The sequence below is a fragment of the Devosia limi DSM 17137 genome, assembly GCF_900128975.1.
GTDB lineage: Bacteria > Pseudomonadota > Alphaproteobacteria > Rhizobiales > Devosiaceae > Devosia > Devosia limi.
In genome coordinates, this window is record NZ_FQVC01000013.1 from 57,629 (window position 1) to 83,596 (window position 25,968).

The window sequence follows — 25,968 nt, forward strand, 5'->3', positions numbered from 1 at the left end:
CTTATGACCAAAAAACTCGGTATTGCCGTTATCGGGCTGGGCATGGCTTCGCAGCCGCATGCCCGGGCCTTGCTGGCGCTCGGGGACAGCATCGAAACGCTGCATGCGTTCAGCCCGTCGGCAGCCCGGCGCCAGAGTTTTGCCCAGGCGTATGGCTTGCCGGTGATCGACAATGCCGAGGCGATTTTCGGCGATCCGCGCGTCGATGCGGTGCTGGTGCTGACGCCACCCAATACCCATCTCGAGCTGGTGCAGCAGGCCGCCGCTGCCGGCAAGCACGTGCTGCTGGAAAAGCCGCTCGATATCAGCATCGCGCGCGCCGAGCAGCTGGTCGAGGTCGCCGAACGGGCCGGGATCACGCTTGGGGTGGTGTTGCAGAATCGCTTCCGCCCGGCGGCGCTGGCGCTGCAGGCGCTGCTCGATTCAGGCCGCCTCGGGCGGTTGGTGCAGGTGGCCGCGCGCACCAGCTACTGGCGGCCGCAAAGCTATTACGACGAACCCGGCCGGGGAACACTGGCACGCGATGGTGGCGGTGTCCTGTTGACCCAGGCCATCCATAATCTCGATCTGATGATCGCACTGGCTGGCTTGCCGCAGACAGTGTCCGGTTTCGTCACCACCAGTCCGGTTCATGCCATGGAGGGCGAGGACGTGGCGACGGCGGCGCTGCGCTTCGCCAATGGCGCGCTGGGCACCGTCAGCGCCACAACCTGCGCCTTCCCCGGACTACCCGACGCCATCGAGCTGGTCGGCGACAAGGGCACGGCCCAGCTCAATGGCACCACACTGACGGCGCGCCTGCATGACGGCACGCAGGTTGATGTCGATGGCGATGAAGCCGGATCGGGATCGGGCGCTGATCCGATGGGGTTTTCGAGCCAGGCCCATCAAGCCCTGATCGTTGATTTCGCTGCGGCACTTGCCGAAGGCCGCCAGCCGCGCATTTCCGGGCGGGACGCGCTACAGGTCCATTACCTGATCGCCGCAATGCTGGGCTCTCGCGGGCATCCGGTTCAGCTGTGACCGCCCCGCTGCCCTGTCCAGCCTTGGCCAGGATTACTTGGCGTCGACCTTGAGGGGAACACCCAGGAAACGCTCGACGATGACACCGTCCTGAATGCTGAACGTTATTGTCTCGCGGCTTTCTGCTTCCAGCTGCGCCCGTTCTTCTGGCGTAATGCTGATCGACGTCAGCGTCTCGCCCTTGGGCAGGGCGCGCTGCAGCCGGAGAACCCGCTTCTTGATTGCTTTGGTGGCGCTCATCCCAGACTCTCCCGTCCAGCCTGGCTCAGTGTGTATGCCGGACCATCGTCCGTAGCATCCTCGATCAGGTATTTCCACTTCGCCAGCCGCCGCAGATGCTCGGCGATTGGCGCCCAGTCGGGATCGACCGGCAGCCCGATGCAGATGCGTTCATGCTTTTCCACCACCGAAAGGATGTGGAGATCGTCGTCGGAGAGTTTGCGCATCTGCTTACCCATGCTCCTTGGTACCGAGCACGGCCTTTGTGCCCATTTCCTCGGTCTTTCCTGGTGAACGAATCGAGAAATCGTCGTGGGGATACCCGCGGGCGCCAGCCCCACGCAAGGGGCTTTTTCCCGCTGAATTTTCGTTTTGTTCCATTTCTTCCAAAATCGGGACTTGCCTCAAAAGCCCAGCTTGTCTATGTCTCCGCGCAGTCGGGGCGTAGCGCAGCCTGGTAGCGCATTTGTCTGGGGGACAAAGGGTCGTCGGTTCAAATCCGGCCGCTCCGACCAAATTACCTCCTTTACGCCAAGTGGCGCGATAGACCGGTCCGGGTGGCGATTGCCCGGTCACGTTCTGTTGGCCTTGTCGCGGCAGGAGAAGCAGGTGGACGTGACGGACATTGCAGCGGCACTGGCACTTTGGCCACAGACCGCCAATTGCACCGCCCGCCTGATCAATCACTCGGAAAATCATACCTTTCGGATCGACCGCCATGGCGTGCCGGCATTCTGTCTGCGGGTGCATCGGCCGGGTTATCAGTCACGCCGCTCCATCGAGAGCGAGTTGAGCTGGCTGACGGCGCTGCGCCGCGATGTCGGCATACCAGCACCAGCGCCAGTTGCTGGCAGCAATGGCCAGCATTTGCAGGAAATATGGTCAGCTGCTGGCGATTGCCGGCTGGCGGTCCTGTTCCCTTTCGCCACCGGGCAGGAGCCCCGGCCCGACGACGACCTGGAGCCGCTCTTCCGCACTCTGGGGAGCGTCGCCGCCCGTATGCACGAGCATGCCGAGCAATGGACCCCGCCCGCCGGCTTTGAACGGCAGGTCTGGAGCGGCGCCCATATCCTGGATGCAGCTGGCCTCTGGGGCGATTGGCGCCAGGCGCCAGGCGTCGACACGCCAACGCGCGCGCTGCTGGACCGGCTCGATACCGAACTGCGCCGGCGCCTCGCCGAATACGGAACTGCTGCCGATCGCTTTGGCCTGATCCATGCCGACATGCGGCTGGGAAACCTGCTGGTCGATGGTGACGCGGTCACGCTGATCGACTTCGATGACTGCGGTTTTTGTTGGTTCGCCTATGATTTTGCTGCGGCGATATCGTTCCACGAGACCCATGCCGCGGTGCCCGCGCTACGGGCCGCCTGGCTTGCCGGCTACCAGGCCAACCGGCCGTTCGGCGCCGACGATATTGCTGCCCTCGAAACCATGGTGCTGCTGCGGCGCATGGCGCTATTGGCCTGGATCGGCTCGCACGGGGAGACCGGGCTGGCGCAGCAGCATGCCAATGGCTTTGCCGCTGGCACGGCCATGTTGGCCGAGCGCTATCTTGGTGGGGCGCTCTGGCGCTAGATCAGCGCGGATTCCCGCTCGATGCGGCGCGGCGGGGCATTGCCGATCGCCGAGGCCACGCCCCAGATCAGCCCGACGATGAGGAAATAATGCCGCCAGTGGTCGCTGTCGATGATGGCCGACTCGCCGACCAGCATGGTGTAGGTCGCCACCAGCGGAATCATCAGCAGCCGATACGGGGAGGGGCGGGTAAGGGCTGCAATACCCTTCCACAGCGTCAGTATCACCAGCAGATAGTACATCAGCCCGCCGCCCCAGCCATAGACATGCAGCACCGAGACGTAGACGTTGTGAGGCTCCTCGATGATGCGCAGGTTGCGAAACTCGTGCGGGCCGATCCCGAGCGGATTGTCGAGAGCAAGCTCGAACGCATAACCCTGCCGGCCGAAGCGCCCGGTTTCGCCCGAGTCGTAGTTCTGGCCCGAAGCACGGACCTCGAACAGTTCGGCCACCGAGGGAATCGACAGCAGGCCCGCCAGCGCGATCACCAGCATGCCGGCGCCCAGCAGCGACATGATCATGATGCGGACCTTGTCCCGCGCCGTGGCCTCGAGCCAGAAGCACAGGACCAGCACGATCATCGATGAAATGGCAAAATGCCCCCATGCGGCGCGCGAGAAGCTGACGAATACCCCGACGAACAGGATCATGTAGATCACTGCGCCCCAAAAGGCGCGGCGGCCATTGCCGAGCAACACGCGTTGCAGGGCAAACATCGCCGGCAGGACCAGGAATGGGCCATACACATTCGGATCGTTGAAGGTCGCCTTGGCGCGGTCATAGCGCAGGAACAGCTCAGCGCCGGGGATCAGCCCCAGATAGGCGAGGGTGCCGATGACAGCGCAGAAGACCGCTGCCGCCGTATAGGCGTTCATAATCAATCGCATACGTCCAAGACTGGATTCAGCCACGTAATTGGCGACGAAGTACGAGGTCAGCATCAGGAAGACGGTGACCAGCGCAAACACCAGCGCGTTGGGGATCGGCGTGAAGCGGACCTGAAAGACCGCGATCAGCGCGAAAGGCGTGAACCCGATCATGATCCAGAGCAGACCGAGGGTCGAACGATACAGCCCGATCCCGGCAATGAAGGCCATCGGCAGGACGGCAAGGAAAGTCAGCTCATAGGGCGAAGGCTCGAACAGCACCAACCCGCCGGTGAAGATCCATATAGACACCAGGAAATCCAGCAACCGTTGAGCGCCGGCGCGCGCAGCAGCAAGGCCGGGAGCGTTGGCCCCGGCCTTTGGCGGCTTTGCGTCAAAGGTGCCCGAAACGGTCAATAGGCGTTCTCGTTCTTGGAGATCAGTGACAGTGGGGTCAGCAGCACGATGTAGATATCGAGCAGCAGCGACCAATGCTCGATGTAATAGAGGTCATGATTCACGCGCTGCATGATCTTGTCGATCGTGTCGGTCTCGCCGCGCCAGCCATTGACCTGGGCCCAGCCCGTCATGCCGGGCTTGACCCGGTGGCGGGCGAAATAGCCTTCCACCGCTTCGTAATAGAGCTGGTTCTCGGCCTTGGCCTGCAAGGCATGAGGGCGGGGGCCAACGATGGACAATTCCCCCTTGAGCACGTTGAACAGCTGCGGTAGCTCGTCAATCGAGCTCTTGCGGATGAACCGGCCGACCCTGGTGACGCGCGGATCGTCCCGGGTGACCTGCTTGACCGCATTGTGGTCGAGCATGTCGGTCTTCATCGAGCGGAACTTGTAGATCCTGATCTGTTCGTTGTTGAAGCCGTGCCGGTTCTGCATGAAGAACACGGGGCCCTTGCTCTCGAGCTTGATGGCGAGGGCGGTGATCAGCATGATCGGGGAGAGCAGGATGAGCGCGGTGATCGCCACCAGCTTGTCGAACACCCATTTGAACACCAGGTTCCAGTCCGAAATCGGCCGGTCGGCGATGTCGAAGACCTGTACGTCGCCCACATAGGAATAGGCCTTGCTGGTAAACTTGAGCTGGCTCATATGCGCCGACAACCGGATGTCGACAGGCAGCACCCAGAGTTGGGTCAGCATTTCCAGCACCCGCTTTTCGGCGGACAGCGGCATCGAGACGATCACCAGGTCCACCGGCGTCCGGCGGGCAAACTCGATGAGGTCGACCACCTTGCCCAGCTTGGGACACCCCGCGACCACTTCGGGCGATCGGTCATCGACGCGGTCATCGAACAGGCCAAACAGCTCGACGTCATTGCTGGCGCCCTGGCGGATCTGCTCGATCAATGCCTCGGCATCCTTGCCGCCGCCGACAATGACTGTGCGGCGCTTCAAACGTCCCTGTGCGGTCCAGCGCCGAACGAGCGCCCGCAGCGCCAGACGATAGGCAACGAGCAGCACGATGCCGCCAACCAGCCAGACAATCAGCCAGACGCGCGAAACCATGTCGCCGGCCTTGAACAGGAACACGCCGAGGATCGACAGCATGACAGCCAGTGACCAGGCAGCTGCCACCCGGCTGGTCTGGGCAAGCAGCGAGCGATAGGCAGCGATGCGATGCGTGCGGGCGACGTTGAACAGTACATTGCCCACAAGGCAGGTACCCAGGATGAGCGGCGCATACACTTCGATCTGCGCGCCCTGAACATAGAGGCGGCAGATGACAAACCCCAGCAGGGCGAGCAATGCGGCCTCGACGGCCTGGGCCACCCCGACAATCACCGTCGCCGGGATGGTCGATCCAACCGGGGTTGCGATGATCTGTTCAGCGCGGTCGGAGAGTTTTCTGACTGACCCGCCCGAAGCCGAGTGTTTGGCGGCATGCTCCAGCATTGCCTGTTTGGGGTCGACACGAAACATAGTCTGCTCACCGCGCTCAAATTCGGGTTCACCATGGGACCCAAGGATGAAAAGTCGATGAAATAAAGGGGTTAAGCGCGGTTCAACACGCTCAGATACTGCGCTTCGATGTCGCCCGACATCCGCGCCACGGTGAAGCCGGTGGCAATGTGATCGAGTCGCCGCAGCATCTCGGTCTGGGCCTGCAGCGGGCGGTCGATGACACCCTGCATCGCGACCCGAAGGGCGTCAGCGTCACTGGCCGGGATCAGGCTGTCGCTGGTCGGACCGAAGATTTCGGGCAGGCCGCCGACATGTGTGGCGATTACCGGCAGCTGCGCCGCTGCGGCTTCGAGCACAACATAGGGCAGGGACTCGGCCAGAGACGGTACGATTGCGCAGCGGCCGCGGGCGAACATGGTGCGCGCCGGTTGGACGCCAGCCAGCACGACGCGATCGCCCAGGCCAAGGCTCTCGATCTGGTCGAGAAGGGCGGCGCGGTCCGGCCCATCGCCTGCCATCACGAGGGTGGCAGGGCGCCCATCGGTGCGGGTCACGCCGGCCAGCGCGTCGATCAGCACATGAATGCCCTTGAGCGCCCGGAGTTCGCCGACAAAGACGAAGTCGGCGGGATCGCCCCCAAGCGTAACCGGAATGAACTCATCGGGCGCCAGGCCATTGTGAATGACGAGGCTGGGGCAGGTGGGCTCGCCGATCAACTCGGCATACTTGACGCGCGCATAGGCGCTTTCGAAGATGATCGCCGCCGTCTGCTTCATCAGGGCGCGCTCGAGCGTGTGAAAGACCCGGCCGGCGCGAGAGCTGGTGGAGAAATGCAGTACGCCACCATGGGGGGTATAGAGCGCCTGCGGGCCACCGGCCAGCCGGGCCAGGCGGGCATAAAAGCCGCCCTTGGCGCCATGGCCGTGCAGGATGTCGATCTTGAGCCTGCTGCTCAGTCGGCGGACGGCAAAGGGCGTCTTGAGATCGCCGCTGCCCAACAGGCGGGGCATGGCGAAGCGATGGAGGCCCAGGCTCAAATGGGCTTCCAGCGCCGCCAGCCGGCTCTCGGTCTGCGCGTCATTGGCGAGGCTGTCGACGACGAGACCAACTTCATGGCCCTTGTCGGCAAGCGCCAGGGTCAGGTCGGCCACATGACGAAACAGGCCCCCGACGGGGGCCCGCATGACCTGGAGGATGCGCAACTTGCGAGGGGCGCGCGAGCTCAACTGCTTAGAACCAGCGTTCCGTCACTACGATCGTATCGCCCGGATGGACCGGGAAATCGAGTTCGACGACGCCCTTGACCATCTCCTCGCCCTGTCGGCGATAGACAATGGCGCGGGTGCGATCCGCCGTTTCGGAAAAACCACCGGCGGTGCTGATCGCCGCGCGCACGGTCATGCCGTAGACATAGGGAAACTGGCCCCCGTTACCCACTTCGCCCTGGATGAAAAAGGGGCGGTATTCGGCCACTTCCACGGCAACGTCGGGATTGCGCATGAACCCATTGGCCAATGCTGCGGCGAGGCGCGAGCTGGCAGTCTTCGTCGTCTGACCGCGCACGGCGACCGGGCCAACCAGCGGGAATGCAATCGAGCCGCTATCGTCGACGCGATAGGTATTGGTCAGTTCGGGGTCGCCATAAACCGATATGCGGACAGCATCGCCGGTATCGAGCTTGTAGGGGCCTTTGGTTTCGATGGGGTAGGTCGCCGGGCTCGTTGTTGCGCAAGCGGCCAACGGCAAGATGAGGGCGATCGTAATCAGGGGCTGCCAGCGCATGAGAATCCCACGACATTTCAAGTTGTCCTTTTTTGGGGCCCTTATGGTTAACAATTTACCTAGTGCGGTGTCGGTTTGTGGCGTTTTGCGAGAAGCTTAACAAATTGCTTACCACGTTGGGGTGATAAGGTCGCGCAGTCAGGGCGAGGGTAAGTTATGGCCTATGAGTCGGATGCGCTTCGCGATGCGCGCATAGACGTTGGAGCGGTGTTCGGGGCGGTGGTGCGGCGACTGCCGCGGATCATCGTCGTAACGCTGCTGCTGCTGGCCCTGACTTTCGCAGCCCTCATGTTCATGCCCCGGCTTTATGAATCGTCGGCCAGCATTCTGGTCGAGCAGCGTGCCAACCTGTTGCGCTCGCCCAACGAGCCGGTGCCCAGCATGTCGGGTGATGCGGGGCTCGTTTCCAGCCAGATCGAACTGCTGAAATCGCGCGATACACTGATGAAGGTCATCGATGAGCTCGACCTGCGCGCCGTGCCGGAATTTAACGGCTCCGATGCCGGCCCCTCGCCCCAGGCGCTGATTGCCCGGGTGCTCGGTCGCCAGCCAGCACCAGCCAGCATTGACGAGACGGTGCTTGCCAGTCTGCTGAATCGCATGACGGTGATCCAGGAGCGTGACTCGCGCATCATTTCCGTGCTGGTGCGCTCCACGGACCCGGGCCTGGCCGCTCGCATCGCCAACGCTGTTGCCAATGCGCATGTGGCGCGCCGCACGGCCCTGTCACTCAGCGATACTGCCGAGGCGTCGGGTTGGCTGCGCACGGAAATCGACAAATTGCGCGTCGCGGTTGGCGAGGCCGAGTCGGCTGTTGCCAATTTCAAGGTCGACAATGACCTGTTCACCGGCGCCAACAATACCAGCCTGGTCGACCAGCAGCTGTCCAGCATTGCCAGCCAGCTCAATGCCGCGCAGGAGCGCAGGAGCACTGCCTTGTCGCGGGCGCAGTTGATCCGTGGCCTGATCGAGCGCGGGCAGTCGATTGAAGGCGTGCCCGATGTGCGTGACTCGACCGTCATCCAGCGGCTTAGCGAAGAGAAGGCGCGGCTCCAGGGCGAACGTGCCCAGAGGTCGGCAACGCTGCTGAACAATCACCCGAGCATCCAGGCGCTGGTCGCCCAGATCGCGGAACTGGACAGCCAGATCAGCATTGAGGGCCGCAGCGTCGCCGATGCGCTGGAAGCCGAAGCGCAGATCGAGGAAGCGCTTGAGGCCTCGCTGCGTGAACAGTTGACCAGCGCCAAAGGCTCCGCCTCCACGGCAACCCAGGACACTGTGACACTGGATGGCCTGCAGCGCGAAGCCAAGGCGCAGCGCGACCTGCTGGAAAGCTACCTGCTGCGCTATACCGAGGCGATTTCCCGCACCGATTCCAATTCAGCGCTGCCCGATGTGCGCGTGGTGACGCTGGCGGCGCCGTCGATTGTGCCGGCCTCGCCCAAGACCGCACTGATCCTGATGGCAGTGGGTATCGTTGCGCTGGCGGGTCAGATTGGTCTCGTCGTCTTCGGCGAACTGATGTCCGGGCGGGCCATTGTGGCCAGCCGCAACGACTTTAGCGACAATGACGCTGTCAGCGAGCCGGAGCCTGCCTGGGATGAGCCCCTTCGGGCCCAGGACGAACTGGAGGTGGCCCCCTTCATCGCCGATGAGCAGGAGCCCGACCCGAGCTGGCAGGAGCCCTTGGTCGCTGAAGCTGCGCCTGAAACGGCGTCTGTCGATGAAGAACGCATCGAGCCCGAAGCGGACCAGCCCGATAGCGCCGTTACCGAGCTTGATCCAGCGGCGCCAGTTGCGGACGACGCGCTCTATGTCGCACCGGCAGTCGAAGCCGAATGGGACGATGATGCTGACCACGAAGACCAGCGGGTGGACGAGGCAGCGGGCACGCTTGACGATGTGCGTGAGAATTTCTTCTCCATGTTGCATCAGTCGGGACTTGAAGACGATACCCCTGCACAGATGCCGTCGGCTGCGATCAATCAGGATCCTGATTGGTTGCGGGCCGCTCAGGCAGCGTTTGCCGATCTCGCCGCCGATCTTGCGCTCGGCCGCTCGCGCGTGGTGATCCTTGCCGGGCACGGCACCAATCAGGATTGCGAACTGCTGGCCGAGGCCTTGGCGGCTGACGCCCTGGACAAGGGCCTCAGCGTCGCGCTGGTCGATGCCGGCAGCGCCTATCCGACCGAGGAACTGGGGCTCTCGGACCTCAGTTCCGGTGCCGCCAGCTTCGGCGATGTGGTGCACAAGTCCTTGGATAATGCCTTTGCCGAGGTGCCATGGGGGCAGGGCGCTGTGATCGACCCGCGTTCGACCAAGCCGCTGACGCTGATCGAAGCGCTGGGTGATATCTACGAAGTGGTCATCGTCATGACCGGCGTGGTCGACGAGGCCTCCACCCTGCCATTGTTCGCGCCGCTGGAAGGTCGCCTGGTGCTGGTGGCTGGCGAGCGGGCCAACCGTCGTGAATTTGAAGGCGTTCGCGAGCAATTGGATGAAGCCGGATTCGGGCTTGCCGAGGTTGTCGCCTCGCCCGAGCTCGTGGCGGCATAGGCGGGGCGCCGGTGTCCCTCAAATACACCGCAATCAGGGCAATGTTCGAGGCGCTGTGGCTATCGCAGTTGCCGCGCCTAGTGCGTCATTTCTCCCAGTCGCGCGGCGTGATCTTCACCCTGCATCGGGTCTTGCCCGAGGTCCCGGCCGAATTCTCGCCCAATGCCATCCTGCAGGTGCATCCGGCCTTTCTGGAATACGTGATCGAGCGGGTGCGGGCGCTCGGCGTCGACATCATTACGCTGGACGAGGCACTGGAGCGCCTGGCGGCGCCGGAAAAGGGGCGTCCCTTCGCCGTGTTCACCTTTGACGACGCCTATAAGGACAATCTGCAATACGCCCTGCCGGTGCTGCGCCGTCAGCAATGCCCGTTCACGCTCTACGTGCCGACCGCACTGGTCGATGGCGTCGGGGAAGTGTGGTGGCAGGCGCTCGAGGATATCCTGACGCGCCAGGAAGCCGTGGCGGTGATGGAGGGCGACGAGACCGAGTACCTGGGAACCCGCACCCGGGCAGAGAAGCAGCAGGTCTATGATCAGCTCTATTGGCGCATGCGCAAAATGCCCGAGGCCGAGCGCGTCGAGATGATGCGCGCCTTTGCCGCCAGCTATGGTTATGACCTCGACCGGCAATGCCGCGATCTGATCATGGACTGGTCGGAGCTTCGGCTATTTGCCTCCGAGCCGCTTTGCACGCTCGGGGCCCACACTGTGCATCACTATGAGCTCGCCAAACTGCCGCTGGAGCAGGCCCGCAGCGAGATGGTGCAGTCCGCCGATATCCTGATGGCGCAGTTCGGCCAGCGCCCGGCGCATATTTCCTATCCGATCGGTGGCCCGGCTTCGGCGGGTCAACGTGAATTTGATCTGGCGCGCCAACTCGGCTTCCGCTCCGGCGTCACCACTCGTCCGGGCGGGCTCTATGCCCACCATGCGCAGACGCCGCATGCCCTGCCGCGGGTGTCGCTCAATGGCCTGTTTCAGGCTCGACGCTATGTCGATGTATTCGCCACCGGGGCGCTATTCACCTGGCTTGGCAAGATCGGCGCGTAAGCCGCTCAATTGATTCGACTTCGCCTAGTCGTCCGCACGTGCCATCCAGCGGATGATGACCATGGCCGGGTAGAGCCAGCCGACGCCGATTACGCAGAAGAACGGGATCAGGATCCACCACGGACTGCCCTGCAGCAGTGCCAGGTAGAGCGCCGTCCCGACCCATAGCCAGGCGACGATCGAGACGAGGATCAGCACGATGCCGATCAGTTTGCGGTTGCGCTGGGTCATGGTGCGTCATAGCGCCTATTGCGGGAACATCCCCGCGGGCTTACCACTCCGACCCGTCTGCCGATACCGGGATATTGCCGTGACGACCGCCCAAAATGCCGCACTGAGTGCCACCACTTATCCAGAGGACCGTTTGCGCCCTGTGCGCATCTGGCTCTATTCATTGGCTGCGCTCGTGCTCGCTATGGTGATGATCGGGGGCATGACGCGCCTGACCGGGTCTGGCCTGTCGATTACCACGTGGCGCCCGATTTCAGGCATTATACCCCCACTGACAGAGGCCGACTGGCTGGCTGAGTTCGCCGGTTACAAGCTGATCCCGCAATACGAGGTCTACAATCACTGGATGACCCTTGAGGACTTCAAGGGGATTTTCTGGTGGGAATGGGGGCACCGTTTCCTCGGCCGTGTCATCGGCTTTGTCTTCGCGGTTCCCTTTGTCATTTTTCTGGTTCAGCGGCGCCTCACGCGGGACATGATCCTGCCGCTGACGGGACTGTTCCTCCTGGGCGGTTTCCAGGGGTTCCTGGGCTGGTGGATGGTATCCTCGGGCCTGACCGAACTGACCTCCGTGTCGCAGTACCGGCTGGCCACCCATCTGACGGCAGCCTTGCTGCTTCTGTTGGCGCTCGTCTGGGTTGCCCGACGTCTGCGCCCGCAAGAGACGATCGGCGAGGTTACGCGCGGCAATGTCTGGTCGGTCAGCATTCTGCTGGTGCTGTTGATTGTGCAGATTGCGGCGGGTGGATTCGTGGCGGGAATCGATGCTGGCATGGGCTTCAACACCTGGCCGTTGATGGAAGGCAAGTTCATTCCGGATGGGTTGGGCGCGCATGACCCTGCGTGGCGCAGCATTTTCGAGCACGGCCTGACCGTGCAGTTCAACCACCGCATGCTGGCCTATGTCATCGCCGTAATGACGTTCATCATGCTGGTGAAGCAGATGCGTGGGGCAGGGCTGGGTGGCGTGCATCGCTGGATGGGGTTCATTGCCGTGCTGGTGCTGGCCCAGATTTGCCTGGGCATCGCGACCCTGCTGTCGATGATCAATATCGACCTGGCGGTCAGCCATCAGGGGCTGGCGTTTATCCTGGCCTCGTCGGTCTGCTGCTACCTGGCCGATATGACCAAAACACAGGCACTTGGCGCACGGTAATATAATACCGCATCCGTAAGTAACTGAAATATAACGACTTTATCAAAGCACTTGACGGGCATTTCAGGCCCGTCTACACGACCCTCGAAACGAGCCGCCAATTCCTTGTGAACGGGCCGGCAAGCCAAGTGAATCTAAGGAATTTCAACATGAGCACTTACTCGGCCAAACCGAGCGAGATCGACAAGAAGTGGATCTTGATCGACGCTGAAGGCCTAGTGGTCGGTCGCGTTGCTGCGATCATCGCTTCGCGTCTGCGCGGCAAGCACCTGCCGACCTTCACCCCGCATATGGACATGGGCGACAACATCGTCGTGGTCAATGCTGGTAAGGTGAAGCTGACCGGCCGCAAGCTGGACCAGCACAAGTTCTACTGGCACACCGGCTATCCCGGCGGCATCAAGGACCGTTCGGCCCGCGAGATCCTCGAAGGCCGTTTCCCTGAGCGCGTGCTCGAGAACGCCGTTCGTCGCATGATGCCGGGCGGTCCGCTGACCCGTGCTCAGCTGAAGAACCTGAAAGTCTATGCTGGTGCAGAGCATCCGCATGAGGCCCAGCAGCCCGCCAAGCTCGACGTGGCTGCGATGAACTCCAAGAATGTGCGGGTGAAGTAACATGGCCGAAACCATCAACTCCCTCGAAGATCTCGGCACCTCGACTGTCGCTCCAGTGGCCAACACCGCTCCGGTGCATGTCCAGAAGCTCGACGCCCAGGGCCGCGCCTACGCAACCGGCAAGCGCAAGAATGCTGTCGCTCGCGTCTGGATCAAGCCAGGCACCGGTAAGGTTTTGGTCAATGGCCGCGAATTCGCGACCTATTTCGCCCGTCCGGTTCTGCAGCTGATCGTCAAGCAGCCGATCGTCGCTACCGAGCGTAACGACCAGTATGACGTCACCGTCACCGTTGCCGGTGGTGGTCTGTCCGGTCAGGCCGGTGCCGTTCGTCACGGTATCTCCAAGGCCCTGAACTTCTTCGAGCCGGCCCTGCGCCCAGTGCTCAAGAAGGGTGGCTTCCTGACCCGCGACAGCCGCGTCGTCGAACGCAAGAAGTACGGCAAGGCAAAGGCCCGTCGTTCGTTCCAGTTCTCGAAGCGCTAAGCTTCCGAACCATATTTTGCGAAGGGCCGGGAAACCGGCCCTTTTCTTTTGTCCATGCGGTCCCCAGATGAAGGCTGAGCAGCCCGAGCCCAAACCCATGCAGAGCCTCGTCAATCGCTTTCACCTGTTGTTGCTGACGGTCACTGTCGCCATCACTGGCGTGGCGCTGTATCGCATCCAGCCCGATTTCGCCTTTCCGGCGCATTGGAGTGGCTATGCGGGCCCCGATTGGCTCTGGCCCCGCAACGTGGCGCTGGCCGTCGGCCCGGCTCTCGGAGCGTTGTTGCTCATGGTCTTTTTCATAATCGGGGCCCGCATGGACAAGGCTCAACTCGCCAAGTACCGCCACATCCTCGATCCGGCGCTTAGCCTGATGCTGAGTGTGATCGCAGCGGTGCAGCTTGGCCTGCTGCTGACTGGCATTGGTTCCGATCTTGATTTCATCCGCATCACGGCGTTCGGACTCGGCGTGGTATTGCTGGTGCTGGGCATCGTGCTGTCGGAGGCCGAGCGCCATACCTATGCCGGTCTGCGGATGCCCTGGCCAATCGCCAGCGACCGCGCCTGGCGGCTGGTGCACCGGTTGACCGGGGCTGCCTTTGCCATTGGCGGGGCAGGGCTGCTGGCCCTGGCCTGGTTCATGCCAGATCCGGGGCCATTGGTGATTGGCCTTGCCATTGCCCTGCTGGTGCCGCCTGTCATCGCCGGGCTTTCAACCGCCGCAACGCGCAGCCTCTAGCCATCCATGCGTTTGCGCCGTCGCATGTAGTGCGGCGCAAGACGCTCGTCTTGCTGTAGGCGGGGCCGGCGTCGGTCGGCAATCTTATGGCTTCGCGTGGTCGCTCTGGCCCGTTGCCTGCCGGCTGTCCGAACGGCATAGCGCATAAGATTTTCCAACCATGCCCCAGCGCCAATAGAAAATTCTTCTACTGCCTCGCAAAAGGGAAAAGCCTGCGCAGCCATGCGATGCGAACAGGGCTATGCTGCCGGTCAATATTGAGGCGTCCTGCTCACATCATGGGCAGGGCGCTTCTGCGTGATAACAAGGTTCAACATGCCCACCGCAGTTTCCTCTCCACGGCCACCGAAGCCGTTCTATCGCACCTTTGGCTTCCAGGTTCTGGCCGCCATGGTTCTTGGCCTTATTCTCGGCTACGTGGCCCGCCAGATGGGGCCTGACGCCGCTGGCAATGCCAATTGGCTAACGGTGTCTCTGTCCACTGTTGGCTCGATTTTCGTGCAGATGCTGCGCGCGCTGGTGCCGGTTTTGATCTTCACCGCCATCGTGGCGTCCATCTCCAATCTGCGCGAGCTCAACAATGCGGCGCGCCTCGTCTGGCAGACGTTGCTTTGGTTCGCTATCACGGCGCTCATTGCCGTCGCCATCGGCATTGCCCTTGGCCTGATCATCCAGCCGGGCGTCAATACTGCCATCGCCGAGACCGCTGCCAAGGCGCCGTCCTCAACCGGTTCGTGGCTCGACTTCCTCAAGGGCCTGGTGCCAGCCAATATCCTCGGGCTGCAGGCATCGACCCGCGTGACCGACGCTGGCGCCACCACCAGCCTCAACTTCAACGTACTGCAGATCATCGTGATCTCGATCGTGGTTGGCATTGCTGCCCTGCGCGTCGGCCCCGCCGCCGACCCGTTCCTGGCCTTCAACCGCGCCTTCCTCAAGATCGTCCACAAAATCCTGTGGTGGGTGATCCGCCTGACCCCGATCGGCACTGTCGGCCTGCTCGGCAATGCCGTCGCCGTCTACGGCTGGGACGCGCTGGCCCAACTCGGCTGGTTCTCGGCTGCCATCTATATCGGCCTCGCCATCGTGCTGTTCGTGGTTTATCCGGCGTTGCTGAGTGCCAATGGCCTCAACCCCATCCGCTACTTCCAGGGCGCTTGGCCCGCGATCCAGCTGGCTTTCGTTTCCCGTTCATCCATCGGCACGCTGCCGCTGACCGAGCGCGTCACGGAACAGAATCTTGGCGTGCCGCGTGAATATGCTGCCTTCGCCGTGCCACTGGGCGCTACCACCAAGATGGACGGTTGCGCCGCGATCTACCCGGCAATCGCCGCGATCTTCGTGGCTCAGTTCTACCAGATCCCGCTTGGCCTGCAGGAATACCTGCTGATCGCCTTCGTTTCGGTGATCGGCTCGTCGGCAACCGCCGGCCTGACCGGCGCCACCGTCATGCTGACACTGACGCTGTCGACGCTGGGGCTGCCGCTGGAAGGCGTTGGCCTGCTGCTGGCAGTCGATCCGATCCTCGACATGGGCCGCACCGCCGTCAACGTCGCCGGCCAGGCGCTGATCCCAACCATCGTCGCCAAGCGCGAGGGGATCCTGAACCAGGAAGTCTACGACCGCGTCGAAAGCATCGACTCTCTCGACGCCAGTGCGGTTCCGGCCGAATAGGGCAGGGTGCAAATGCAATGAAAGGGGGGAGGCGCAAGCCTCCCCTTTTTTGTGCCGTGGTGGGGGAGGAGCGCAGTAAGTTGCGTCGGTCATCTGCCCGACGCTGGTCCATGCGCCGGGCTGCCCACGGACTTGATCCGTGGGCCTCTCAGGTTAGGTGCTGGATTGAGAGAGGCCCGCGGATCAAGTCCGCGGGCAGCCCGGTGGGTGGGTTAGATTGGTGGTAAGGCGAGAGGCGGCGCAGCCTCAGCCGACTAGCTTCAGCGACGGCTTTTTCTTCTTCTTGATCTCGGCGGCGTGCGGCGTGTAGTTGGCCATGACGCGTTCGATCACCTTGATCGCCTTTTCGGTGCCATTCTCGGCATGCAGCTTTTCGGCGAGGTCGGAGGCGTTGCGGCGATAGGCTTCGTTGGTGGTCAGGTCAGCCAGCGCGCCAGCCAGGATCTCCGGCGTCAATTTGCGCAGGCGCACCGGCTTGGGGCCACAGCCCAGTTCATAGACGCGACGGCCCCAATAGGGCTGGTCGACAGTCTGCGGCACGACGAAGGTTGGGCGGCCCAAATGCAGCCCTGCCGAAGTCGTGCCGGCGCCACCATGATGAACGACAGCTGACACATACTTGAACAGCTTGTCGTGCGGTGCCTTCTCGATAGCGAAGATGGTATCGGGCAGGTCGTGCGGATTGATCCCGCCCCAGCCGCGCGCGACGACGGCACGGCCGCCCCACATCCTGACAGCCTCCTTGAGGATCTGCGTGTTGCGCTCGGCCCCAAAAGGCATTGAGCCGAAGCCGATATAGACGGGAGCGTCACCCTCGGCGAGGAACTTCTGGAAAGCCTCGGACGGCTGCCAGTCGGTTCGGTCCTTGAGCTGCCAATAGCCGGTGACGATGGCGCTTTTCGGCCAGTCGCGCGGACGCGGCGAAATCTCGGCCGAATAGGCATAAAGCGTGGTCAGCGGGGTGCCGTCGGTATTGCGGAAGAAGCCGCCCTTCTTGCGTGATTCCAGGCCCATCAGCTCCCGGCGCAGCTTGTTGCGCGGCAGGTTGTAATAGATCTGCTGCACGGTCATCGCCGTGTAGGTGAGGCGGTTGAAAGCCGGCCCGAAATCGGCGCCATAATAGATGCAGAGCGGGAACTCGCTGGTGGAGTTCAGCGGCTGCAGGGCGACCATGACAGCGGGGATCTGCAGCGCCTCGGCAATGTCGATGCCGAAGCTGGTGTTCATGTTGAGGATCAGCATGTCCGCGCCCTGGCACATGTTCCAGGCATGGCGGGCGGCGGTGTCGACGATCTGCTGGCCCTGCCGCAACAGCGAGGGGCCGTTGATCAGCATGGATTGGCTCATGGCGTTTTCGAAACGCGACTGCTGCAGGAAAGACTGGATCGAGGGTCCCAGGGAGTGGAACTCGATGCCGTAACCTTCAACCATGTCCTCGAATTCTTCGGACGCGCCCAGCACCACCGAATACCCGCGCTCCTTGAGCGCGATGGCGAGGGCCAAATAGGGTTGAACGTCGCCTTGCGTGCCGATCGTGACCAGTGCAATGCGCTTCAAAGTGATACCTCGTTAAACGCCGTCTGGCACCGAAGGTTGTTACCCTCCAGCCCATTTACAATGCCCTGATGTGCATTTAAGAACGGCTCTCTATAGCCGGTTTCATTACAAAAATCGCTTCTGAAGGGCAAGAGACATGCCGTCCCCGCACATGATTGCTTTGGTTGGAGCTTCGCTCGCCGGCATGCGGATAGCGACGAACGCCGTCGCGGCGGCGCGGGCGAACGCCCGCTAGCTCTTCCCGACGGCCACAAGGTGGCTGGGAAGAGCCGAATAGATGTTTGCCTGGCGCCTGCGCCATTTAACCCCTTCACAACCATAATTCCGCGATAATCGAGCTCTCTAGCTGAGATGCATGGCGCCTGATGCGCGTCGCGGCCCATTGCGGTCCCGCAGGACCCACGAGGATAAAATGAGCGAAGAATTTCATCGCATCCGTCGCCTTCCCCCATACGTGTTCGCCCATATCGATCCGATCAAGGCAAAGGCGCGCGCCAATGGCGTCGACGTCATTGATCTGGGCATGGGCAATCCCGATATGCCGACGCCGACCCATATCGTTGAAAAGTTGCAGGAAACCGTTCGGGATCCCCGTACGCACCGCTATTCGACCTCGCGCGGCATTCCCGGCCTGCGCAAGGCCCAGGCCAGCTATTATGGCCGCCGCTTCGGTGTGAAGCTGAACCCTGACACCCAGGTCGTCGCGACGCTTGGGTCCAAGGAAGGCTTCGCCAATATGGCTTCGGCCATTACGGCGCCGGGCGACGTGGTGCTGGTGCCCAACCCGACCTATCCGATCCATTCCTTCGGCTTCATCATGAGCGGCGGCGTTGTCCGCTCCATGCCCGCCGATCCCAATGAAGACTTCATGCGCTCGCTCGACCGGGCGGTGCGCCACTCTATCCCCAAGCCGATAGCGCTGGTGCTGAACTACCCGGCCAACCCGACCGCCTATACCGCCGACCTCGATTTTTACACCGAGGTGGTCAAGTATTGTAAGGCCAACGACATCTTCATCCTGTCCGATCTCGCCTATTCCGAGATCTATTTCGATGAAGATGCGCCGCCCCCGTCGGTGCTGCAGGTGCCCGGAGCCATCGACATCACCGTCGAGTTCACCTCGATGTCCAAGACCTATTCCATGCCGGGTTGGCGCGTTGGTTTTGCCGTCGGCAATGAACGCCTGATCGCCGCATTGGCGCGGGTGAAGTCCTATCTCGATTATGGCGCGTTCACCCCGATCCAGGTGGCTGCCACCGCAGCCCTGAATGGCTCGGATGATGTGATCGAGGAGGTGCGCAAGATCTACAAGATGCGCCGTGACGTGCTGGTGGAGAGCTTTGGCCGCTCGGGCTGGGACATCCCGGTGCCGAAGGCGACGATGTTCGCCTGGGCGCCGATACCGGCGCAATTCGCCCATATGGGCTCGCTGGAATTCGCCAAGCTGCTGATCCAGGAAACCGGCGTTGGCGTCGCTCCGGGCGTGGGCTTCGGCGAATATGGCGACCAGTATATTCGCCTCGCCTTCGTCGAGAACGAACAGCGCATTCGCCAAGCCGCGCGCAACATCAAGAAGTTGCTCGGGTCCAAGACCGGCTCGGGCAACGTCGTGCCGCTGACGGCTTAGCTGATATGAGATGAGCCGGCGGAGCATTTCGCCGGCTCCATTCCACCTGCTGCGTCATTGTCGCGCAGGCGGCGAGCGTCCTCTCTGCGTGGATGATTCGCCCTACCTGCGCGAAATTTGGGAATTCCGCTGCAGATGGCAGGCGCGGATTGGCCGCCCAGGCGTGGAATAAGTGGGGCACGTTGTAGCTCCGCTTAAACTCCTATTGACGGCTAGGCAATTTCCTATGCAGATGTCGCCACCATGAGTGATATCCAGTCTTTCCGCCAAGCCGTAGAAACTTTCATAGCCGCCCGCGGCTGGACCCCGACCCGTTTCGGCCGCACCGTTGCGGGCGATCCGTTGTTCGTGTTCGACCTCCGCGAGGGTCGGGAGCCGCGTTCGGAAACGCGCACCCGCATCCTCAAGGCGATGCAGGACTTCGGGGACACTGCCGCCGCGACGCCGCTGCGGATCGGTGTTGCCGGGCTCGGCAATGTCGGCGCTACGCTGGTGCGCATCCTGCAGAAGGACGCCGCTGAGCTCACCAAGAAGCTTGGTCGCCAGATCGTCGTCACCGCTGTAGCGGCCCGCTCTCGTTCGCGCGACCGCGGCATTGATATTTCCGGTCTCGATTGGTTTGACGATCCGGTGGCGCTGGCCAAGTCCGACGGTATCGACCTGTTCGTCGAGCTGATCGGTGGCGAGGACGGTCCGGCATTTGCCGCCGTGAAAGCGGCGCTGGAAATGGGGCGCCCGGTGGTCACCGCCAATAAGGCCTTGCTGGCCAAACATGGCGTGACGCTGGCCCGCATGGCCGAAGAATCCGGCGCACAACTGGGCTTTGAAGCCGCAGTTGCCGGCGGTATCCCGGTGATCAAAACCCTCCGCGAAGGTTTGGGTTCCGCCCGCATCGCCAAAGTCTATGGCATCATGAACGGCACCTGCAATTACATCCTGACGCGCATGGGCAATGAGGAAATCTCGTTTGCCGAATGCCTCAAGGACGCTCAGGCGCTGGGCTATGCCGAAGCAGATCCGACCTTCGACGTCGAAGGCTTCGACACTGCCCACAAGCTGTCGATTCTGGCGACGCTGTGCTTTGGCTACGAAATTGCGCCCGACAAGATCCATGTCGAGGGCATCTCCAAGATCACCCAGCACGACATCAAAGTCGCGGCCGATCTCGGCTACAAGATCAAGCTGCTGGGCATTGCCCAGCGCTCCGATGACGGCATCGAGCAGCGCGTGCATCCGACTTTCGTGCCCAAGGGCTCGGCTATTGCCGGCGTCGACGGCGTGATGAACGCCGTGGCGCTCGAGACCGACCATGTGCACGAACTGCTGCTGGCAGGCCCCGGCGCCGGCGGTCCACCGACTGCTGCCTCGGTAATGTCCGATATTCTCGACATCGCTCGTGGTACGCGCGTGCCACCGCTGGGTGTCCCCAGCGAGGAGTTGCTGCCGTTCCGTCAGGCGCCGATGCGCGCCCATGAGGGTGGTTATTATATCCGCCTCAATGCCAAGGATGTGCCCGGCGCCCTGGCCGCGATTGCCACCCGCATGGGGGAACGCTCGATTTCCATCGACAGTGTCATCCAGCGGTCCGATCTCAAGGCTAAGGATAGCACCGACGATGGCGTGTCGACCCGCACCGTTGTCATGATTACCCAGAAGACGCTGGAAGCCGATGTGCGGGCAGCGCTGGCGCAGATCAGGGCGGATGGGTTTATCGTGGGCGAACCACAATTGATCCGGATCGAATTGCTCTAGCGCCAATCAGTATTCATTCAATCTCGATGTGAGATGAATGTCCAATAGCCATGGGCCGGCCTCTGGTCGTAAACATCGGGGCCGGGGGGGACTATGGAACTGACAAAGGCCGAAGACGCCAGAAGCCCTGCGCACCTGCACCGCAGCCTGACGCTTGAACTTGTCCGGGTGACCGAGCGCGCTGCCGTGGCTGCAGGCGCCTGGCGCGGCAAGGGGGACGAGAAGGCCGCAGACGATGCCGCCGTGCAGGCAATGCGCGCCGAGCTGGACCGGGTCCAGATCAATGGTCGCATTGTGATAGGCGAGGGTGAACGCAACCAGGTCGACATGCTCTATATCGGCGAGGAAGTCGGCGCGGGGGATGGGCCCGAGGTCGATATCGCCGTCGATCCACTGGAGGGGGTAACCCTCTGCGCCAAGAACCAGCCCGATTCCATCGTGGTTCTCGCCATGGCCGAGCGCGGCGGGCTGCTGAACGTCGCCCGCAACGTCTACATGCACAAGATTGCCATCGGCGCTGATTATGCGCCAGGCACCGTCCATATCGACTGGAGCGCCACCGACAATGTGCGTTCGCTGGCCAAGGCCAAGGGCGTGCCGCTGAACGAGATTACTGCCATCGTGCTGGATCGGCCGCGCCATACTGGACTGATCGAGGAACTGCGCACCTCTGGCGTCGCAGTCAAGCTGATCAGTGATGGCGACATTGCTGGCGTCATCCATGCGGTAACCACGGAAGATACCGGCATCGACATCTATCTCGGCTCCGGCGGGGCTCCAGAGGGCGTGCTGGCAGCTGCTGCCTTGCGCTGCATTGGCGGCCAGATGCAGGGCAAGCTGATCCTCGATAGCGCCGAGAAACGCGAGCGCGCCGTGCTTATGGGCATCACTGAGCCCAACCGCGTCTATGATGTCAGCGAGCTGGCTGCTGGCGATGTGCTGGTTGCGGCGACCGGTGTCACCGACGGTACGCTGCTGAATGGCATCCGTCTGCGCCGCAATTCGGTCGAGACATCGACCATTGTCATGCGGTCCTGGTCACAGACCGTGCGCTGGATCAGGGCGCAACACGCCCGCTGAAGTCGACGTATTGCCGCGTTGAGCGGGAAAACGCCTATGGGGCCTCGACCCCATCCCCCAAATCGGCTTACCTCGCGCCATGCTTGAGCCGCCTCGCCATTTTCTCGACGTCACCAGCTCCGCCACCGGGCGAGCCTGGGTGGATCGGCTGGATATGGCTGCGACGCGCACTGCCGGCGCCATCGCCCAGCGCTCCAGCCTGAGCGAGATCCTGGCCCGCATCATTGCCGGGCGCGGCGTCGGCGTCGATGAGGCTACGACCTATCTCGAGCCCACTATTCGCGAGCTTATGCCTGACCCATCGACGCTGACCGCGATGGACCAACTGGCGGAGCGGCTGGCGCGGGCAATCACTGATAGTGAGTCGGTGGCCCTGTTTGGCGACTATGACGTGGATGGCGCCTGCTCCTGCGCCCTGATGGCCCGCTATCTCGGCCATTTCGGCTTGAAGCCGCAGGTCCATATTCCCGACCGGATATTCGAAGGCTACGGCCCCAATAGCGCCGCGATGGACAAGCTGATCGATGCCGGTGCCACGCTGATCGTGACGCTCGACTGCGGCACCACCAGCGACGCGCCGATTGCCCATGCCCGCTCGCGCGGCGCCGATGTGCTGGTCATCGACCACCACCTTTCCGACGCCGAGCTTCCCGACGCCAATGCGATCGTCAATCCCAACCGGCCCGATGACATTTCGGGGCTGGGCTATCTCTGCGCCGCCGGTGTCACCTTCATGGTGCTGGTGGCGGTCAATCGGGTGCTGCGCGAACGCGGCGATACCGGCCTGCCCAACCTGTTGAAATTACTCGATCTGGTGGCCCTGGCCACGGTTTGCGACGTGGTGCCGCTGGTCAAGCTCAACCGTGCCTTTGTGGTGCGGGGACTGGAAGTCGCGCGGCGTGGTGAAAACCAGGGCATGGCCGCGCTGGCGCTGGCCGCGCGCATCAGCGGCCCGCTCAATCCATATCATCTGGGCTTTCTCATTGGTCCGCGCATCAATGCCGGTGGACGCATTGGCGACGCAGCTTTGGGCACCCGCTTGCTGACGCTCGACGACGAGCATCAGGCTCTGGTCATCGCCGCCCAGCTTGACGAGCTCAATTCCGAGCGCCAGCGCATCGAGGTAGAGGCCGTCGAAGAGGCGAGCCGCGTTGCGGAAGCCGAAGTGGGCCTGGGAGAGGGGCCGCCGGTTCTGGTGTTGGCCTCGGCCAACTGGCATCCTGGCGTTGTCGGGTTGATTGCGGCGCGGCTGCGGGAGCGCTTTGAACGCCCGGTCTTTGCCATCGCGCTGCAGCCGGATGGCACCGGCACCGGCTCGGGGCGGTCGATGCCAGGGGTTGACCTGGGTAGTGCGGTGATCGAGGCGGTAGAGCTCGGGCTGATCGCCAAGGGCGGCGGCCACGCCATGGCGGCAGGCATCACCATCAAGCCGGGCCAGCTTGGGCCGTTTCGCTCGCACCTGGCTGAACGGCTGACCAGTGCCGTAACTTCGGCGCGCGCGGTGACAGCTTTGCCCATCGACGCGGCAATTACCGCGCGGGGGGCGACTGCAGACCTGGTGCGCGATATCGAGCGGGCGGGTCCCTTCGGTTCGGGCAATCCGACGCCGCAATTTGTCTTCCCCGCCCACAAGGCGAAATTCCCCCAGGTGGTGGGCAAGGGCGGGCATATCAGCTTCGCGCTCGCCTCCGATGATGGTGCTCGCATCAAGGCCATTGCCTTCCGGGCGGTCGGCACGCCGGTCGGCGATCTGCTGCTCAATCCGGTCGATGGACCGCTGCATTTTGCCGGTGGTCTTGGGATCGATCACTATCAAGGCCGTGAACAGGTGCAGTTCCGGCTGGCCGACATTGCCAAGCCCGGCGGCAATCGCCGCTAGGTCCTGCGGAAACTTTCAACTGATCCGAACCGTATCTGTCTGCGTACAAGCTTTACAGTAGCGCGCGGAGATGGTCCGACTATGACGTCGTCTAGAATAGCTATCGTCGGATCAGGAATCTCAGGACTTTCAGCAGCTTGGCTGCTGTCCCGGAATCACGATGTCACCGTCTTCGAGAAGAATGCGAAGCTGGGGGGGCATTCAAACACCGTCCTCGCCAAGACCGGGCAGGGCAGCCTGCCGGTCGACACAGGTTTCATCGTCTATAACGAGCAGAATTATCCCAACCTGACCGCGATGTTCGATCATCTCGGGGTGGCGACGTCTCCGTCCTCGATGAGCTTTGCCGTATCGGTGGCCGAAGGGCGCATGGAATATTCCGGCAAGCACCTCAATGGCCTGTTTGGCCAGCGCCGCAACATCATCCGGCCTGAGCACTGGAAGCTGGTGAGCGATATTATTCGCTTCTTCCGCGAGGCAGAGCGGCAGGTGGCCACTTGCCCGCAAGACATGTCGATCGCCGATTTCCTTGATCAGTTTGGGTACTCGCGGGTGTTCATCGAGGATCACATCCTGCCAATCTCGGCGGCAATATGGTCGACGCCATCGCGCGGCATGCTGGAATTTCCTGCGCGCACCTTCATCGAGTTCTTTGCTAATCACAGCCTGCTGCAGGTGGGCAATCGGCCGCAATGGCGCACGGTGACTGGCGGGTCGCGTGAATACGTCAATCGGCTGGTCGGTGGCCGCGCATTCAGCACAGTGACCTCAGCCAAGATCGTCTCGGTTATCCGGCGCGCCGAAGGGGTTGAGATACTCCTTGCTGATGGGCAGCGGCAGCGTTTCGATGAAATTATCTTTGCCTGCCATGCCGACGAGGCCCTGGTCCTACTGGGTGATCCGACGGACGAGGAACGCGCAATCCTTTCCGCTTTCCGCTTCAGCACCAATAGGGCTGTGCTGCACACCGACCAGAGCTTCATGCCGCGGCGCAAGCATTTGTGGTCGTCCTGGAATTACCTGCGCGGGGAGGAGGGTGAGAGTAATCTCAGCCTCACCTATTGGATGAACCGGCTGCAACCGCTGCCCACAACCACCAATGTGTTCGTGACGCTCAATCCGCATCGCCCATTTGCCGATGGCGCGGTGCAATACGAGATGGACTATCAGCACCCGCTATTTGACGCCCGCGCCATCGCGGCGCAGCGCGACGTCTGGCAGATCCAGGGCGTGCAGCGCAGCTGGTTTGCCGGCGCCTGGCTGGGCTATGGTTTCCATGAGGATGGGCTGCAGGCCGGCCTGGAAGTGGCCGAGCGCATCGGACCGCGGCAGCGCCCCTGGACAGTGCAGCGCAGCCGCATCGCGCATAACTGGGTCGAAGGAGACCGGCGGCTATGGGCAGCGGAATAGGAGAGATTGGCGCCATCTATGTCGGGGACGTGGTGCACAAGCGTGTGCGGCCGAAACGGCACTCGCTGCGCTACCGCGTGTTCTGCATGCTCGTGGACCTCGATCAGCTTGAATCAATGGATGAGCAATTGCGGCTCTTCTCATTGAATAGATTAAATCTTGTGTCGCTGTTCACGCGGGACTTCGGTCCCCGCGACGGCACCAGCATCGCTGCCTTCATCCGCCACCGCGCCACGGCGGCTGGGCTGCATGACGTCGCCCGCATCCGCATGCTGGCCTATCCGCGCATGCTTGGATTCGCCTTCAATCCCATCACTGTCTACTACCTTGAGAACTCAGCGGGAGAGACGGTGATGCTGGTCTATGAGGTGTCCAACACCTTTGGCGAGCACCACTTCTACCAGTCACTCGTGGAGCCCGGGCAGGGTGAAATCCACCACTCGGCCAAGAAGGCGCTTTACGTTTCTCCCTTCAACACAATGGAGGGCGACTATCGCTTTTCGGTCCGTCCGCCTGCAGAAGCGGTATTCACCGGCATCACCCTCAGTACCGGAGAGGGGGGCATCATGACGGCCTATTTCGATGGAAAGAGGCGGCCGCTAAGTGACTGGATGCTCATAAAAGTGTCGCTTGCATATCCATTTATGACGGCTAAAGTGGTGTTCGGCATACACTGGCAAGCCCTGTTGTTATGGCTCAAAGGTGTACCGCTGACGCTCAAACTCAGGCGACGGGATGACCGCCGCCACTCCGCATAACGCTAGTTGGAC

23 protein-coding genes and 1 tRNA gene are annotated in these 25,968 nt (G+C 62.4%); 16 read left to right on the plus strand and 8 right to left on the minus strand.

Annotated features, from left to right (window positions below; translation table 11 throughout):
• Window positions 1-3 precede the first annotated feature (3 nt).
• Window positions 4-1,023 (plus strand): Gfo/Idh/MocA family protein, encoded by a 1,020-nt coding sequence (locus tag BUA69_RS17290; RefSeq protein ID WP_046134679.1) that lies wholly within the window; start codon window positions 4-6, stop codon window positions 1,021-1,023.
• 33 nt (window positions 1,024-1,056) lie between these two features.
• Here BUA69_RS17290 and BUA69_RS17295 read toward each other — a convergent pair whose 3' ends face one another.
• Together BUA69_RS17295 and BUA69_RS17300 are read right to left on the minus strand one after the other, a co-directional pair.
• Window positions 1,057-1,263 carry a hypothetical protein gene (locus tag BUA69_RS17295; protein WP_046134678.1) on the minus strand — a complete coding sequence of 69 codons (207 nt, stop codon included), beginning with the start codon at window positions 1,261-1,263 and terminating at the stop codon, window positions 1,057-1,059.
• Window positions 1,260-1,481, minus strand: a complete 222-nt coding sequence (locus tag BUA69_RS17300; RefSeq protein WP_072866612.1) for a hypothetical protein — start codon at window positions 1,479-1,481, stop codon at window positions 1,260-1,262. Before BUA69_RS17300 ends, BUA69_RS17295 begins: the two co-directional genes overlap by 4 nt.
• Before the next feature lie 199 nt (window positions 1,482-1,680).
• On the opposite strand from BUA69_RS17300, the gene BUA69_RS17305 reads away from it, so the two are divergent.
• Together BUA69_RS17305 and BUA69_RS17310 are read left to right on the plus strand one after the other, a co-directional pair.
• A tRNA-Pro gene (locus tag BUA69_RS17305) sits at window positions 1,681-1,757 on the plus strand.
• 94 nt (window positions 1,758-1,851) lie between these two features.
• A complete protein-coding gene (locus BUA69_RS17310) occupies window positions 1,852-2,820 on the plus strand; it encodes a phosphotransferase enzyme family protein (RefSeq protein WP_052950454.1) in 969 nt (322 codons plus the stop codon).
• Here the strand turns inward: BUA69_RS17310 and BUA69_RS17315 are convergent.
• The 4 genes from BUA69_RS17315 to BUA69_RS17330 form a co-directional block, all read right to left on the minus strand.
• Complete coding sequence (locus tag BUA69_RS17315) at window positions 2,817-3,998, minus strand: O-antigen ligase family protein (RefSeq protein ID WP_143154566.1); 1,182 nt, start codon at window positions 3,996-3,998, stop codon at window positions 2,817-2,819. The genes BUA69_RS17310 and BUA69_RS17315 overlap by 4 nt on opposite strands.
• Before the next feature lie 101 nt (window positions 3,999-4,099).
• A complete protein-coding gene (locus BUA69_RS17320) occupies window positions 4,100-5,623 on the minus strand; it encodes an undecaprenyl-phosphate glucose phosphotransferase (RefSeq protein ID WP_052950453.1) in 1,524 nt (507 codons plus the stop codon).
• 71 nt (window positions 5,624-5,694) lie between these two features.
• Window positions 5,695-6,789, minus strand: a complete 1,095-nt coding sequence (locus BUA69_RS17325; protein ID WP_046134721.1) for a glycosyltransferase family 4 protein — start codon at window positions 6,787-6,789, stop codon at window positions 5,695-5,697.
• Between the two features lie 46 nt (window positions 6,790-6,835).
• Window positions 6,836-7,387, minus strand: a complete 552-nt coding sequence (locus BUA69_RS17330) for a polysaccharide biosynthesis/export family protein (RefSeq protein ID WP_046134675.1) — start codon at window positions 7,385-7,387, stop codon at window positions 6,836-6,838.
• A 156-nt stretch (window positions 7,388-7,543) separates the two neighbouring features.
• Here BUA69_RS17330 and BUA69_RS17335 point away from each other — a divergent pair, with 156 nt between their 5' ends.
• Together BUA69_RS17335 and BUA69_RS17340 are read left to right on the plus strand one after the other, a co-directional pair.
• Window positions 7,544-9,943, plus strand: a complete 2,400-nt coding sequence (locus tag BUA69_RS17335; protein ID WP_046134674.1) for a GumC family protein — start codon at window positions 7,544-7,546, stop codon at window positions 9,941-9,943.
• An 11-nt stretch (window positions 9,944-9,954) separates the two neighbouring features.
• Window positions 9,955-10,995 (plus strand): polysaccharide deacetylase family protein, encoded by a 1,041-nt coding sequence (locus BUA69_RS17340; protein WP_143154567.1) that lies wholly within the window; start codon window positions 9,955-9,957, stop codon window positions 10,993-10,995.
• 24 nt (window positions 10,996-11,019) lie between these two features.
• Here BUA69_RS17340 and BUA69_RS17345 read toward each other — a convergent pair whose 3' ends face one another.
• On the minus strand, window positions 11,020-11,226 hold the full coding sequence (locus BUA69_RS17345; protein ID WP_046134672.1) for a DUF2842 domain-containing protein: 207 nt from the start codon (window positions 11,224-11,226) through the stop codon (window positions 11,020-11,022).
• Between the two features lie 79 nt (window positions 11,227-11,305).
• Here BUA69_RS17345 and BUA69_RS17350 point away from each other — a divergent pair, with 79 nt between their 5' ends.
• The 5 genes from BUA69_RS17350 (at window position 11,306) to BUA69_RS17370 (ending at window position 15,893) form a co-directional block, all read left to right on the plus strand.
• Window positions 11,306-12,382: a COX15/CtaA family protein gene (locus tag BUA69_RS17350; RefSeq protein WP_244468724.1), complete on the plus strand. Its 1,077-nt coding sequence runs from the start codon at window positions 11,306-11,308 to the stop codon at window positions 12,380-12,382.
• 149 nt (window positions 12,383-12,531) lie between these two features.
• Window positions 12,532-12,996: a 50S ribosomal protein L13 gene (rplM, locus tag BUA69_RS17355; RefSeq protein WP_046134671.1), complete on the plus strand. Its 465-nt coding sequence runs from the start codon at window positions 12,532-12,534 to the stop codon at window positions 12,994-12,996.
• A gap of 1 nt (window position 12,997) precedes the next feature.
• Complete coding sequence (gene rpsI, locus BUA69_RS17360) at window positions 12,998-13,480, plus strand: 30S ribosomal protein S9 (RefSeq protein WP_046134670.1); 483 nt, start codon at window positions 12,998-13,000, stop codon at window positions 13,478-13,480.
• Between the two features lie 67 nt (window positions 13,481-13,547).
• Window positions 13,548-14,219, plus strand: coding sequence for an SdpI family protein (locus tag BUA69_RS17365; RefSeq protein WP_046134669.1), 672 nt, complete (start codon window positions 13,548-13,550; stop codon window positions 14,217-14,219).
• 315 nt (window positions 14,220-14,534) lie between these two features.
• The gene (locus tag BUA69_RS17370) at window positions 14,535-15,893 is read left to right on the plus strand and encodes a dicarboxylate/amino acid:cation symporter (RefSeq protein ID WP_046134668.1); all 1,359 of its coding nucleotides are present in this window, start codon (window positions 14,535-14,537) and stop codon (window positions 15,891-15,893) included.
• Window positions 15,894-16,139: 246 nt separating this feature from the next.
• On the opposite strand, the gene BUA69_RS17375 is transcribed toward BUA69_RS17370, so the two are convergent.
• On the minus strand, window positions 16,140-17,450 hold the full coding sequence (locus tag BUA69_RS17375) for a glycosyltransferase (RefSeq protein WP_046134667.1): 1,311 nt from the start codon (window positions 17,448-17,450) through the stop codon (window positions 16,140-16,142).
• Window positions 17,451-17,862: 412 nt separating this feature from the next.
• On the opposite strand from BUA69_RS17375, the gene BUA69_RS17380 reads away from it, so the two are divergent.
• The 6 genes from BUA69_RS17380 (at window position 17,863) to BUA69_RS17405 (ending at window position 25,956) form a co-directional block, all read left to right on the plus strand.
• Entirely contained in the window at window positions 17,863-19,077 is a 1,215-nt protein-coding gene (locus BUA69_RS17380; protein WP_046134666.1) for an LL-diaminopimelate aminotransferase, read from the plus strand.
• Window positions 19,078-19,488: 411 nt separating this feature from the next.
• Window positions 19,489-20,829, plus strand: coding sequence for a homoserine dehydrogenase (locus tag BUA69_RS17385; protein ID WP_046134719.1), 1,341 nt, complete (start codon window positions 19,489-19,491; stop codon window positions 20,827-20,829).
• Window positions 20,830-20,922: 93 nt separating this feature from the next.
• Window positions 20,923-21,909, plus strand: coding sequence for a class II fructose-bisphosphatase (glpX, locus tag BUA69_RS17390; protein WP_046134665.1), 987 nt, complete (start codon window positions 20,923-20,925; stop codon window positions 21,907-21,909).
• Between the two features lie 79 nt (window positions 21,910-21,988).
• On the plus strand, window positions 21,989-23,788 hold the full coding sequence (gene recJ, locus BUA69_RS17395; RefSeq protein WP_046134664.1) for a single-stranded-DNA-specific exonuclease RecJ: 1,800 nt from the start codon (window positions 21,989-21,991) through the stop codon (window positions 23,786-23,788).
• Between the two features lie 81 nt (window positions 23,789-23,869).
• Window positions 23,870-25,198, plus strand: coding sequence for an NAD(P)/FAD-dependent oxidoreductase (locus BUA69_RS17400; protein WP_046134663.1), 1,329 nt, complete (start codon window positions 23,870-23,872; stop codon window positions 25,196-25,198).
• On the plus strand, window positions 25,183-25,956 hold the full coding sequence (locus BUA69_RS17405; RefSeq protein WP_052950451.1) for a DUF1365 domain-containing protein: 774 nt from the start codon (window positions 25,183-25,185) through the stop codon (window positions 25,954-25,956). The genes BUA69_RS17400 and BUA69_RS17405 overlap by 16 nt, the downstream gene beginning before the upstream one ends.
• Window positions 25,957-25,968 lie beyond the last annotated feature (12 nt).

What these genes read in the sequence shown, in the direction of transcription:
- BUA69_RS17290 (WP_046134679.1), top strand. Translation starts at nt 4, where the DNA reads ATGACCAAAAAACTCGGTATTGCCGTTATCGGGCTGGGCATGGCTTCG.
- BUA69_RS17295 (WP_046134678.1), bottom strand. Translation starts at nt 1,263, where the DNA reads ATGAGCGCCACCAAAGCAATCAAGAAGCGGGTTCTCCGGCTGCAGCGC.
- BUA69_RS17300 (WP_072866612.1), bottom strand. Translation starts at nt 1,481, where the DNA reads ATGGGTAAGCAGATGCGCAAACTCTCCGACGACGATCTCCACATCCTT.
- BUA69_RS17320 (WP_052950453.1), bottom strand. Translation starts at nt 5,623, where the DNA reads ATGTTTCGTGTCGACCCCAAACAGGCAATGCTGGAGCATGCCGCCAAA.
- BUA69_RS17325 (WP_046134721.1), bottom strand. Translation starts at nt 6,789, where the DNA reads ATGCGGGCCCCCGTCGGGGGCCTGTTTCGTCATGTGGCCGACCTGACC.
- BUA69_RS17330 (WP_046134675.1), bottom strand. Translation starts at nt 7,387, where the DNA reads ATGCGCTGGCAGCCCCTGATTACGATCGCCCTCATCTTGCCGTTGGCC.
- BUA69_RS17335 (WP_046134674.1), top strand. Translation starts at nt 7,544, where the DNA reads ATGGCCTATGAGTCGGATGCGCTTCGCGATGCGCGCATAGACGTTGGA.
- BUA69_RS17345 (WP_046134672.1), bottom strand. Translation starts at nt 11,226, where the DNA reads ATGACCCAGCGCAACCGCAAACTGATCGGCATCGTGCTGATCCTCGTC.
- rplM (WP_046134671.1), top strand. Translation starts at nt 12,532, where the DNA reads ATGAGCACTTACTCGGCCAAACCGAGCGAGATCGACAAGAAGTGGATC.
- rpsI (WP_046134670.1), top strand. Translation starts at nt 12,998, where the DNA reads ATGGCCGAAACCATCAACTCCCTCGAAGATCTCGGCACCTCGACTGTC.
- BUA69_RS17365 (WP_046134669.1), top strand. Translation starts at nt 13,548, where the DNA reads ATGAAGGCTGAGCAGCCCGAGCCCAAACCCATGCAGAGCCTCGTCAAT.
- BUA69_RS17370 (WP_046134668.1), top strand. Translation starts at nt 14,535, where the DNA reads ATGCCCACCGCAGTTTCCTCTCCACGGCCACCGAAGCCGTTCTATCGC.
- BUA69_RS17380 (WP_046134666.1), top strand. Translation starts at nt 17,863, where the DNA reads ATGAGCGAAGAATTTCATCGCATCCGTCGCCTTCCCCCATACGTGTTC.
- BUA69_RS17385 (WP_046134719.1), top strand. Translation starts at nt 19,489, where the DNA reads ATGCAGGACTTCGGGGACACTGCCGCCGCGACGCCGCTGCGGATCGGT.
- glpX (WP_046134665.1), top strand. Translation starts at nt 20,923, where the DNA reads ATGGAACTGACAAAGGCCGAAGACGCCAGAAGCCCTGCGCACCTGCAC.
- recJ (WP_046134664.1), top strand. Translation starts at nt 21,989, where the DNA reads ATGCTTGAGCCGCCTCGCCATTTTCTCGACGTCACCAGCTCCGCCACC.
- BUA69_RS17400 (WP_046134663.1), top strand. Translation starts at nt 23,870, where the DNA reads ATGACGTCGTCTAGAATAGCTATCGTCGGATCAGGAATCTCAGGACTT.
- BUA69_RS17405 (WP_052950451.1), top strand. Translation starts at nt 25,183, where the DNA reads ATGGGCAGCGGAATAGGAGAGATTGGCGCCATCTATGTCGGGGACGTG.